An 11,478-nucleotide genomic window follows, 5' to 3' on the forward strand; every position below is an offset into this window, starting at 1 on the left:
GGCTCTAGCCCTCGTCCATGAGGTGATGGATGCCGTTCTTGAAGTAGTCCCATCCGGTATAGATCGTCAGGATGGCGGCGATCCACAGAAGGATCGTGCCGATAAGCGTGTTGTTGGGCAGAACAGTCTCGCCCGCCGGTCCCGCGATCAGGAAGCCCAAGGCCACGAGCTGGAGGGTCGTTTTCCACTTGGCGACCCGGCTGACGGGGACGCTGACCTTCAGCTCGGCGAGGAACTCGCGCAGGCCCGAGACCAGGATTTCGCGGCAGAGGATGACGATGGCGGCCCAGATGGACACGCCCTGGATCGTCCCGTCTGACACCAGCATGAGCAGGCTTGCGGCGACCAGAAGCTTGTCGGCGATGGGGTCGAGCATGCGCCCCAGTGCCGATTGCTGGGCGAAGGTGCGCGCCACATAGCCGTCGAGATAATCGGTGATTGCCGCCAGGGCGAACACGATCAGGGCCAGCCAGCGGGACCAATGGTCTTCCGGCCAGAACAGGAGACCGACCACGGCCGGGACCGCAGCGAGCCGACCATAGGTCAGCATGTTCGCAAGGTTGAAAGCCTTCGAGCGGCTAAAGGCGGAAACAGTCTTCATAACACCCGCAGGAAGCATGAGGACGGTCCGTCCGTCAATCGGACAGACCCCGGTTGCACACCATCGTCATTCGGCAAACACGGCAATGTGAGATCAGCCTGCCTTTCCCGGAAATCGACATTCATGCCTATCCCCGCTCGTGGAAAAAGTCATAGATCGCGCGGGCCGTTGCGGCATTCACCCCGGGAGCCTTTATCAGGTCCTCCAGGGCCGCGCGCTGGATTGCCTTGACGGTCCCGAAATGGTGCAGGAGTGCCCGCTTGCGGGTCGGCCCGATACCGGGGATCTCGTCGAGCGGATTCTTCACCAGTTCCCTCTTGCGTTTGGCCCGGTGGGCGCCAATGGCGAAGCGGTGAGCCTCATCGCGCAGGCGCTGCACGAAATAGAGCGCCGGATCGCGTGGCGGCATCTTGAAGGGCGGTTCGCCCGGCTTGAAGAAAGTTTCGCGCCCGGCATCCCGGTCACGGCCCTTGGCGATGCCGATCAGGGCGACGTCGTCCTCGCTGACGCCAACTTCCGCCAGGGCTTGCCGGGCGGCCTCAAGCTGTCCCTTGCCGCCGTCGATCAGGACCAGGTCCGGCCAGGCGGGAAATGAATCATCGCCCGCCTGCCCATCTGTTTCCGCGCCTCGCGACTCCTCCTTCACCAGCCGGGCGAAGCGGCGCTGCAGCATCTCGCGCATCATGCCGTAATCGTCGCCGGGCTTCAGATCTTCGGACTTCATATTGAAGGTGCGGTAATGCTGCTTCATGAAGCCATTGGCACCAGCCACCACCATGGCGCCGACCGCGTTGGTGCCCATGATGTGGGAGTTATCATAGACTTCCACGCGCTTCGGCACCTTCGGCAATCCAAAGGCCTGACCCAGAGACACGAGGAGCTTCTGCTGTGAGGAGGTATCCGCAAGCCGCCGGCCGAGCGCCTCACGGGCATTGCGCAGCACATATTCGATGAGCTGGCGCCGCTCGCCACGCTGGGGCGTATGGATCTCGACCCTGGTCTCGGCGCGCGTGGAAAGCGCCGCGGCCATGAGCTCGGCATCCTCGATCTCGTGCGAGAGAAGGATGAGGCGTGGAGCCGGCTTGTCGTCATAAAACTGCGAGAGGAAGGAACCCAGAACCTCCTCCCGGCTCATGGACTTGTCGGCCTTCGGAAAGTAAGCGCGGTTGCCCCAGTTCTGCCAGTTGCGGAAGAAGAACACCTCGACGCAGAACTGCCCCGCCTGCTCGTCGACCGCAAAGACATCCGCCTCCTCGACCGACTGGGTGTTGATGCCCTGCACGCCCTGAATGGCCGACAATGCGGCCAAGCGGTCGCGGCAGCGCGCGGCGCGCTCGAATTCGAGTTCTTCGGCCGCCGCTTGCATCTCATCCGTGATGCGTTGCTTCACCGCGTTGGACTTGCCCGACAGAAAAGCGCGCGCCTCGGAGACGAGTTCGGCATAATCCTCCGACGAAATCTCGTTCGTGCAGGGCCCCGAGCAGCGTTTGATCTGGAACAGCAGACAGGGCCGCGTGCGGTTCTCGTAATAGCTGTCGTTGCAGGAGCGCAGCAGGAATGCGCGCTGCAGCGCATTGATGGTGCGATTCACCGCCCAGACGCTGGCGAAGGGGCCATAATAATCGCCCTTGCGCTTCCTCGCGCCGCGATGCTTCACGAGCTGCGGCGCCTCGTGATCGGCGGTGAGCAGGATATAGGGAAGCGACTTGTCGTCCCGCAAAAGCACGTTGTAGCGGGGCTTGAGCTGCTTGATGAGATTGGCCTCGAGCAGCAGCGCCTCGGTCTCCGTCGCCGTGGTGACGAATTCCATCGACGTGGTTTCGCCGATCATGCGGGCGATGCGGTTCGAATGCGCCTGGCCCCGCGCATAGGAGCCGACGCGGTTTTTTAAACTCTTCGCCTTGCCGACATAGAGCACGTCGCCCTTCGTATCGAGCATGCGATAGACGCCGGGCGCATTGGGAAGGGTATTCCAGAAGTGCCGGATGACCTCGGTGCCGCGCTGGACCGAGCCCGGATGGGCCTCCAGATCGAATTCGACATCCGAGCCGCTTTCGACGGCGACCGTCTCATCGTCTTCCTCATTGTCCAGGATATCCGGCGGGACGTCATTGGTGGTGTTGCGACTCATGGGAGAGATTTAAGGGCTCGGGAGTCTTCAGGAAAGTGCCGCCGACGAACTGGCGTAGCCCTGCCATTCGGTCTAAACGGCTAAGCTCTTGAGAACTCAGCGGAGTCCATCATGCGCTTGTCGATCGTCACATCAGCCGTCGTCGCGGCCCTGGTGGGTTTCGGCAGCACGATCGCCATCATCATCGCGGCTGCCCAGGCGGTGGGTGCCGATGCGGCTCAGACCTCATCCTGGGTCGCGGCCCTGTGCCTGGCGACGGCGGCCATCAGCGGGATCCTCAGCGTTCGCTATCGCATTCCCGTCGTTGCCGCATGGTCGACGCCCGGTGCCGCGTTGATCGCGGCCTCCAGCGGCATCTCCATCCATGCGGCGGTCGGCTCGTTCATTCTGGCAGGCGGGCTGATCATGCTGACTGCTTTCATCAAGCCGTTCGGGCAGCTGATCGGGCGCATCCCCACGCCGATTGCCGCTGCCATGCTGGCAGGCATTCTCATCCGCTTTGTCCTGGCGGTGTTCGAAAGTGCGCAAGCCGCGCCCAGTCTCGTCCTGCCTCTGGTCGGTCTTTTCCTTGTCGTTCGCCTCTACAATGCCGCCTTCGCGGTCCTGGCCGTTCTGTTCGTGGGCCTTGGGCTCGCCTTCGCGGGCGGCCTGGCTCAGCCTCTTGCCTCCAGCCTGAGCCTATCCTCCCTCACCTTCATCGAACCGGCATGGGAACCGACGGCCCTGATCGGCCTGGGAATTCCGCTCTTTCTGGTGACGATGGCCTCGCAGAACCTGCCCGGCTTCGCGGTTCTGCGGGCATACGGATATACCCCACCGTCGCGGCCGATCCTGGCCATTTCCGGCCTTGCCTCGATCGTCACGGCCTTCTTCGGTGCCCATACGAGCAATCTCGCAGCGATCTCGGCGGCAATCTGCACCGGACCGGACACCCCACCCCGACCCGGCCAAGCGCTGGATGGTCGGGCCGTTCTATACCCTGTGCTATGTAATCATCGCCGCGTTCGCCGCAGCCCTGATCGGTCTGATCGCTGCCCTGCCTCCCGAGCTAATTCGGACAGTAGCGGGACTTGCCCTCATGGGTGCCTTCGCGGGCGCCTTGAGTTCAGCCCTTTCCGACACCTCGAAAATCTTTCCGGCAGTCCTGACCCTGGCCGTCACGGCCTCCGGCCTTACGCTCTTCGGCATCGGCTCTGCCTTCTGGGGCTTGGCGGCGGGCCTTCTTGCCCTTGGGCTCGATGCTCTCGCACTTCGGCTACGCAAGCCCGCCTGATCTGGACGGCGGCCTCCGTTAAGCTTAAGACTTCGTTACGAAGACCAAGAACGGGGGCCCTCATGGCCGGGATAAAGCATGTGGGGCGGCTTGCCGCTATGGTCCTGACAGCAGCTCTGGGAGCCTGCCAGGGCTCGTTCAGCGGATCGCCCGAGGGTGTTCCGGTTGCCCTGGAGAGCATCGACGGCGCCCCGACTCCCATCCGCACCGCCCTTGTCGACGAACTGACCAGTGCCGCCACCGACCGCAAGGTCGATCTTGTCGGCGCCAGCGCCGAGGCGCGCTACCGGGTCCGCGGCTATTTGTCGACCTCGACCGAGGACGGGGAAACCAAGGTGGCCTATGTCTGGGACGTCTTCGATTCCCAGAAGCGCCGGGCCAAACGCCTTGCCGGATCGAGCCCGGTCCCTGCAGCTTCCATCTCGGATCTCGATAAGGCGACGCTCGCGAAGCTGGCGCAGGCCAGCATGGACGAGATCGCCGAATTCCTCACCGCATCCAAGTCCGAGACACCCGCCACACCCGAAAAACCTATTCAGACAGCAGAGATCTCAGGGGAGGAGCCCCCTGTTGCGATGCAGTGATTGCATGGCGACACGCCAAACTTGCCGCACATTGGAAGCCTTCCATGTATTGTGACGGTCTCATATCGCTGCTAAGAGCCTTGCGCCCAGCCGTGCAGGGATTATGGCATTGCGCAGCGGGTGTTATCGGTCACTCGAAGCCAAAGTTGCTTGCATGAAGCTCGTTGCGGGAAATTCCAATCGTCCGCTGGCGGAGGCTATCTCCGCCTATCTCAATGTCCCGTTGGCCAAGGCTCAGGTCAGGCGCTTCGCGGATATGGAAGTCTTCGTGGAGATTCAGGAGAATGTGCGCGGCGAGGATGTGTTCATCATCCAGTCGACCTCGTTCCCCACGAACGACCACCTGATGGAGCTTCTGATCATCACCGATGCGCTGCGCAGGGCCTCGGCCCGCCGCATCACGGCAGTGATCCCCTATTTCGGCTACGCACGGCAGGATCGCAAACCCGCTGCCCGCACCCCGATCTCGGCCAAGCTTGTTTCCAATCTCATCACCCATGCGGGCGTCGACCGCGTCCTGACACTCGACCTCCATGCGGGCCAGATCCAGGGCTTCTTCGACATCCCGACCGACAATCTTTTCGCTGCCCCCACCCTGGCACGCGACATCAAGGATCACCTCGACGGCGGCAACCGCATGGTGGTCTCGCCCGACGTGGGCGGCGTGGTGCGCGCCCGCGCGCTCGCCAAGCGCATCGATGCGCCGCTCGCGATCGTCGACAAGCGCCGTGAGCGTCCCGGTGAATCCGAGGTGATGAACATCATCGGCGACGTGTCCGGCCGCTCCTGCATCCTCGTCGACGACATCATCGATTCCGGCGGCACCCTGGTGAACGCCGCCGACGCCCTCCTCGCCAATGGGGCGAAGGAGGTCTACGCCTATATCACCCACGGTGTCCTGTCCGGCGGCGCGGTGGCGCGCATTGCCAGTTCCCGACTGAAGGAGCTCGTGATCACCGACTCCATCATGCCGACCGAGGCCGTGAAGGTGGCGCACAACATCCGCGTCATCTCGATCGCCCCGCTCATGGGCGAGGCCATCGGACGCACGGCGACGGAAAGCTCGGTGTCGAGCCTGTTCGACTGACCACGAAGCGGTCACGGCTCAGACAAATCCGTGACCGTTCGTTGCTCGCAAAGTATCACGCATCCTTGCGGCGGTTGGCCAGGATGCCGCCGGCCATGATGCAGGCGAGTCCCACGAAGGACAAAGCCGTCAGCACGTCTCCGAATAGGACGGCGGCGAGCAGCACGCCGAAGCCCGTGCCCCAATAGCCGATCTGGCTGAATACCACTGGCCCGGCGATCTGCTGCAGGCGAAAGTTCATCACCTGTGAGAGCGCCGACATCGCTCCCAAGCCCACGAGCCAAGAGACGATTGTGGGGTCGTCGAACCGCCACTCCATCGGCGTCTCGAAGACGGGTGCCATCAGGGCCACCATCACGCTGGAGCTGAGCGACGCACCGCAGGAAAAAGCGAGCGCCGACGTGCCCTTCGGCCACCAAGCCGAGCGGATGATATTGCCCGCTGCCGCACAGACCGGGATCACGAGGCCTACAGCTACCCAAACCGGCTGCCCGATATCGATCTGCAAAATCTGCTGCTGAACCAGGGCGATCATGCCCGTGAAACCGATCACAATCCCGAGGAAGCGGCGCAGGAACATCCGCTCTATTCCTAAGCCCGCCGCAAAGGTCATGGTGAGCAGAGGCGACAGGCAATAGACGATGGAGGTGTAGGCAGGCCCTACCCTCTCGACCACGAAATAGGACAGGACGCTCGGTACCGCGAAGCTGACGAGTCCCAGGACGACATACAGCACGAGATGCTCCGGCGCGGTCGGGATCTTCTGCCGGAAGGCCGCGAGCCACGGCAGCAGGAAGAGGCCGGCTGCGAGATTGCCGAAGACACCGAGCTGAAAAGGCTGGATCCCTGCATCCAGCGCCACCTTGTTCATCATGATCCGGCTGGCAAAGAGGAAACCGCACAGGCCCAAAAGACCAATGGCGGATTCCGAGGCACTGGAGAGACGCGCTGCGATCATGGACGCACCTTCGGAGAGGCTTCCTACGGCGAGGCATTGCAAGAAGCACAGCAGGAAATTATCTTGATACAAAGATAAATAGGCGATTATCTCGATGTCAAGACAAATTGCCCCCCCTTCCTCGGCCGCATCTCGGGATGGAATCGACGAACGCCGCGCCCAATGGGCAAAAGAACTCCCGGAGGTCGATACACGTGGCATGGCGATTTTGGGCCGCGCGCGCTGGATCACGCTAACCGCGCGCCCGCCCATCGAGGCCGTATTCAAGGCTCATGAGTTGGATAGCGGGGAAGTCGACGTCCTGTTCTCGCTCCTTCGCTCCGGCCCACCCTACCGATTGCGCCCGACAGAGCTGTTCCGCTCCCTGATGATCTCATCGGGCGGCCTCACGGACCGCCTGAACCGTCTCGCCAAGGCCGGCCTGATCCGGCGAGCCACTGCTGAAGGCGACGGGCGCAGCCTGCCGGTCGAGTTGACGGATGAGGGGATTCAGCTTGCGCAAAGGGCCTTTCGCGAGGATATGGCCATCGAGGCGGCCATGCTTGAGGGACTGACCGAGGAAGAGCAAATTCAGTTGGCCGACCTTCTGAGAAAGCTCGCATTGACGATCACAGCCTCGCGGCCGTTCGGCTGAGCTTCTCCATCTCCGCCAGACTGAAGATCGGCCAAGAGACCGAGCCAACTTGTTGCATTTCGGGTGGTTCTTCTCTATAAGCCGCCTCGCGCTCGCTCGACACCCTTGGAGGCACGGGCGCGGACCTCATGGCCGCCGGCAGGTTCTTCGCAGAACCCGGGCGGCCATCGGTTTTTCAACCCATTTATCAAGGACCACGACCATGAGCGAAGTAAAGCAAATCAAGGCCGTGGCGCGCGACCGGGCCGGCAAGGGGGCCGCCCGGGCCGTTCGTCGCCAAGGCCAAGTTCCCGCCGTCATCTACGGAGCCGGCCAGCCGGCCCAGGCGATCGCCCTCGACTTCAACCAGACCAAGCAGCTGATCTTCGCCGGTCACTTCCTGACCACGATCTTCGAGATCGACGTCGACGGCAAGACGGTCCGCGCCATCCCGCGCGATTACCAGCTCGACCCGGTGAAGGACTTCCCTGTCCACGTCGACTTCCTCCGCCTCGCGCAGGGTCAGGCGATCAAGGTCGTGGTTCCGGTGCACGTGGTCGGCCAGGAGAAGAGCCCCGGCGTGAAGCGCGGCGGCACGCTCCAGATCGTCGAGCACTCGGTGGAACTGCTCGTTCCCTCCGACGCGATCCCGGACTACATCGAGGCTTCGGTCGAGGGTCTCGACATCGGTTCCTCGGTCCACCTGAACGACATCAAGCTACCGAAGGGCGCGAAGGCGACCTCCACCGAGAACGCCACCCTCGTCACCGTCGTGGCTCCGACCGGCCTGAAGGAAGAGGCTGCAGAGGCTCCGGCCGCTGAGGTCGCCCCCCCTGCGGCCTAATGGCCTGAACGGGCGTTCAAGCCCATCGATCGGCTTCAACGCTCCGACCGCAAGGCCGGAGCGTTTCTTATGAGCAGGACCACGCGATGCGCCTCTTCGTCGGCCTCGGCAATCCCGGATCCCGCTACGCCAGGAACCGCCACAATATCGGCTTCATGGCCGTGGACGAGATTGCGCGCGTGCACAACGCGGGTCCTTGGCGCAAACGCTTTCATGCGGAAGCGGCGGACGCGGTGATCGGCGGCGAGAAAGTTCTGCTGATCAAGCCGCAGACCTATATGAACCTATCCGGCCAAGCGGTGGGAGACGCGCAGAACTTCTTCAAGATCCCGCTGCATGACGTGACGGTCTTCTACGACGAGCTCGACCTTCCGCCGGCCAAGCTGCGCGTGAAGATCGGCGGCGGTAATGCCGGCCACAACGGCCTGCGCTCGATCTCGGCCCATTGCGGCAACGAGTATCGCCGCGTGCGCCTCGGCATCGGCCATCCCGGCCACAAGGCACTGGTGCAGAACCATGTGCTGGGCGATTTCGGAAAAAGCGAAGAGCCCTGGGTCGACGACCTGTGCCGGATCATCGCAGATAATGCTGCCCTCCTCGCCAAGGGAGAGGACGGGAGTTTTCAGAATAAGGTCCACCTCGCCATGGAGGCGAGAGGCTGGACAGATGTGAAGCGGCCTGGAGAAAAGGCCACGTAATTTTAAGAACAACGCCAGCGGCATACGCTGGCTATGGACAAGGAGTGAGGCCATGGGCTTCAAGATGGGCATCGTCGGCCTGCCGAATGTCGGCAAGTCCACCCTCTTCAATGCGCTGACGCAGACGGCGGCCGCGCAGGCTGCTAATTATCCGTTCTGCACCATCGAACCCAATGTGGGCGACGTGGCGGTGCCGGACGAGCGGCTCGATCAGCTCGCGGGCATCGCCAGCTCGGCGCAGATCATTCCGACACGCCTCACCTTCGTGGACATCGCCGGCCTCGTGCGCGGCGCGTCGCGCGGCGAAGGTCTCGGCAACCAGTTCCTGGCCAATATCCGCGAAGTCGATGCCATCGCCCATGTAGTGCGCTGCTTCGAGGATACGGACATCACGCACGTCGAGGGCAAGATCGATCCCATCGCCGACATCGAGACCATCGAGACCGAGCTGATGCTGGCCGACCTCGACAGTCTCGAGAAGCGCGTCACCGCGCTCGAGAAGAAGGCCAAGGGCAACGACAAGGAAGCGAAGGAAACCCTCGACCTCGTCAACCGCACCCTGCCCCTGCTGCGCGACGGCAAGCCCGCCCGCATGGTGGAGCGCAAGCCCGAGGAAGAGCGCCTGTTCCAGATGCTCGGCCTCCTCTCCTCCAAACCCGTGCTCTACGTGTCCAACGTGGAAGAGGCCTCCGCCGACAAGGGCAACGAGTTCTCGGCCCGCGTATTCGAGCGCGCGAAGGAGGAAGGCGCCAAGGCCGTCGTCGTCTCGGCCAAGATCGAGAGCGAGATCGCGGTTCTCCCCCTGGAGGAGCAGCGGGACTATCTCGATGCCGTCGGCCTCGAGGAGCCCGGCCTCAACCGCGTGATCCGCGCCGGCTATGATCTGCTCGGCCTCATCACCTACTTTACCGTCGGCCCGAAGGAGGCCCGCGCCTGGACGATCACCAAGGGTACCAAGGCACCTGGAGCCGCCGGCGTCATTCACACGGATTTCGAGAAGGGCTTCATCCGCGCCGAGACCATCGCCTATGCGGACTATACCTCGCTCAAGGGCGAGATCGGTGCGCGCGATGCGGGCAAGCTGCGGCTGGAGGGCAAGGAATACACCGTGCAGGACGGCGACGTGATGCACTTCCGGTTCAATACCTGACAGATTCCTGAACGGCTGCTTTTTCGTCCGTTCAGGACCGTTCTGCGACAAAGCCTGCATGAAGGATGTGATTCATGCAGGCTTTTTTTGACAACTTCGTCTCTCCCGGGCTTGGCAATGCCGAATTCTTCGTCGGCGTGCTCGTAGCCTGCGGCTTTCTCATGATCGGGATTTCGTCCCTGCTCCCGAAGCGCGGCAACGACAAGCTTGAGTGGTGGGAGCGCTAATTTAAGCCTATGGTAACCGGAGCGCCTTCGGTCCGATCCCGAGGCCGATCTGCAGGCTCTCCGCGATACGCTGCGCACGATCGAGGAAGAACGCCGCCACATCCGGCTCGCAGATTTCCTGCGCCGTCTTTTCAAACAGCGCCAGCCAGCGGATGAACAGCTCCGGTGTGAGATCAAGGCCGAAATGCGCCGCCTGCGGCTTGCCGCTGTAGCGGCCGGTCCTGAGTGCAATCGAGGACCAGAAATCCACCATCAGGGCCAGATGCTGACTCCAGCGGCCGGACAGTTCCTCGTGGAAGATCGGCCCAAGCTCGGGATCGCGGATCACCCGGTCATAGAATGTTTCCACGAGCTGCCGGATCAGCTCTTCCGAGACGCCCTCGGCCGGGCTGATGATCGGGATGCTACGGCCTGTGGCGGCTGAATGGGCCAATGCCTCTCTCCTGCTCAATCCGGCGCATCGTGCGGAAAAGTGGTCCCGGTTTTCCGCATAGAATGATGCGCCATTCAAGGGATTGAGCATTGGATCGATCCCAAAAGTGCAAATCCACTTTTGGGTCCGATGCTCGACCGGACATGAACGCAAGCTCCAGTCCGGGTCAACCTGGACTTTAATGATCTTCACGAAGATGGTGTAACATAGGGCGATGTCGACCCTCGTGAGGAGGTGCGCGATGGATGACGACTTTTGGCGCCCGACGCATTTGACATCCGAGCAGATGGAGGAGCGGCGTCTGGCAGGCGCGACGCTGTTGCACCAGGGACGGGTCTCCCAGGCCGAGATCGCCCGGAAACTTGGGGTCTGCCGCGCCAGTGTCTGCCGCTGGGCGGCAACCCTCGCCCAAGAGGGCCTGCACGGCCGGGAGGCTTGCCCCATTCCAGGACAGCTTCCCCGCCTGGATGAGAAAGCCTGGACCCGCCTTGGGCGGCTCCTGGACCGGGGCGCCATGGCGGCGGGCTTTGCCACCGAGCGCTGGAGCCTCCAGCGCATCGCAGCCCTGATCGCGCGCGAGTTCGGGGTTCACTATCATCCGCGCTATCTGGAGCGGCCGCTCAAGGCGCACGGCTTCAGCGTGCAGCGTCCGGCCACAACGGCCAAGGAGCGCGACGAACTCGTGATTGCGGTCTGGCCCAAACGCGAGTGGGTGGCGCTCAAAAAAAAAGGCGCGGCGGAAGCGCCGGACCCTCCTGCTCGTGGATGAGACAGGCCACAGCTTCCGGATCCGGCCGGCCACGACCTGGGCGCGGCGCGGGCTGACCCCGGTGCTGCGGCGGGTGAGCAAGCGGCGCGAGGTGTCGAGCATCGTGGCGA

The 11,478-nt window shown here is 63.1% G+C and carries 12 protein-coding genes and 1 pseudogene; 9 read left to right on the forward strand and 4 right to left on the reverse strand.

Features of this window, described 5'->3' with window-relative positions; translation table 11 throughout:
- Positions 1-4: 4 nt before the first annotated feature.
- Both pgsA and uvrC read right to left on the reverse strand, forming a co-directional pair.
- Positions 5-601 (reverse strand): CDP-diacylglycerol--glycerol-3-phosphate 3-phosphatidyltransferase, encoded by a 597-nt coding sequence (pgsA, locus tag ACS5Q1_RS08275; RefSeq protein WP_473097703.1) that lies wholly within the window; start codon positions 599-601, stop codon positions 5-7.
- A 127-nt stretch (positions 602-728) separates the two neighbouring features.
- Complete coding sequence (uvrC, locus tag ACS5Q1_RS08280) at positions 729-2,732, reverse strand: excinuclease ABC subunit UvrC (RefSeq protein ID WP_473097704.1); 2,004 nt, start codon at positions 2,730-2,732, stop codon at positions 729-731.
- Positions 2,733-2,843: 111 nt separating this feature from the next.
- Here uvrC and ACS5Q1_RS08285 point away from each other — a divergent pair.
- The 3 genes and pseudogenes from ACS5Q1_RS08285 (at position 2,844) to ACS5Q1_RS08295 (ending at position 5,676) form a co-directional block, all read left to right on the forward strand.
- Positions 2,844-4,005: pseudogene (locus tag ACS5Q1_RS08285) on the forward strand (benzoate/H(+) symporter BenE family transporter).
- A 62-nt stretch (positions 4,006-4,067) separates the two neighbouring features.
- Positions 4,068-4,589 carry a hypothetical protein gene (locus ACS5Q1_RS08290; protein WP_473097705.1) on the forward strand — a complete coding sequence of 174 codons (522 nt, stop codon included), beginning with the start codon at positions 4,068-4,070 and terminating at the stop codon, positions 4,587-4,589.
- A gap of 154 nt (positions 4,590-4,743) precedes the next feature.
- A complete protein-coding gene (locus ACS5Q1_RS08295; RefSeq protein ID WP_203442900.1) occupies positions 4,744-5,676 on the forward strand; it encodes a ribose-phosphate pyrophosphokinase in 933 nt (310 codons plus the stop codon).
- Positions 5,677-5,731: 55 nt separating this feature from the next.
- Here ACS5Q1_RS08295 and ACS5Q1_RS08300 read toward each other — a convergent pair whose 3' ends face one another.
- A complete protein-coding gene (locus tag ACS5Q1_RS08300; RefSeq protein WP_473097706.1) occupies positions 5,732-6,634 on the reverse strand; it encodes a DMT family transporter in 903 nt (300 codons plus the stop codon).
- 94 nt (positions 6,635-6,728) lie between these two features.
- Here ACS5Q1_RS08300 and ACS5Q1_RS08305 point away from each other — a divergent pair, with 94 nt between their 5' ends.
- The 5 genes from ACS5Q1_RS08305 (at position 6,729) to ACS5Q1_RS08325 (ending at position 10,166) form a co-directional block, all read left to right on the forward strand.
- Positions 6,729-7,268, forward strand: a complete 540-nt coding sequence (locus tag ACS5Q1_RS08305) for a MarR family winged helix-turn-helix transcriptional regulator (RefSeq protein WP_473097707.1) — start codon at positions 6,729-6,731, stop codon at positions 7,266-7,268.
- Positions 7,269-7,470: 202 nt separating this feature from the next.
- Entirely contained in the window at positions 7,471-8,091 is a 621-nt protein-coding gene (locus ACS5Q1_RS08310; RefSeq protein WP_473097708.1) for a 50S ribosomal protein L25/general stress protein Ctc, read from the forward strand.
- Between the two features lie 86 nt (positions 8,092-8,177).
- Positions 8,178-8,789 carry an aminoacyl-tRNA hydrolase gene (pth, locus tag ACS5Q1_RS08315; protein ID WP_473097709.1) on the forward strand — a complete coding sequence of 204 codons (612 nt, stop codon included), beginning with the start codon at positions 8,178-8,180 and terminating at the stop codon, positions 8,787-8,789.
- Positions 8,790-8,841: 52 nt separating this feature from the next.
- Entirely contained in the window at positions 8,842-9,939 is a 1,098-nt protein-coding gene (gene ychF / locus ACS5Q1_RS08320; protein ID WP_473097710.1) for a redox-regulated ATPase YchF, read from the forward strand.
- 74 nt (positions 9,940-10,013) lie between these two features.
- On the forward strand, positions 10,014-10,166 hold the full coding sequence (locus ACS5Q1_RS08325) for a hypothetical protein (protein WP_203442894.1): 153 nt from the start codon (positions 10,014-10,016) through the stop codon (positions 10,164-10,166).
- Positions 10,167-10,173: 7 nt separating this feature from the next.
- Here ACS5Q1_RS08325 and ACS5Q1_RS08330 read toward each other — a convergent pair whose 3' ends face one another.
- The gene (locus ACS5Q1_RS08330) at positions 10,174-10,599 is read right to left on the reverse strand and encodes a group III truncated hemoglobin (protein ID WP_473097711.1); all 426 of its coding nucleotides are present in this window, start codon (positions 10,597-10,599) and stop codon (positions 10,174-10,176) included.
- 241 nt (positions 10,600-10,840) lie between these two features.
- Between ACS5Q1_RS08330 and ACS5Q1_RS08335 the strand changes: the two genes are divergently transcribed.
- A complete protein-coding gene (locus ACS5Q1_RS08335; protein WP_473097712.1) occupies positions 10,841-11,368 on the forward strand; it encodes a winged helix-turn-helix domain-containing protein in 528 nt (175 codons plus the stop codon).
- Positions 11,369-11,478: the final 110 nt, after the last annotated feature.

The sequence above is a fragment of the Microvirga sp. GN3 genome, from assembly GCF_055792825.1.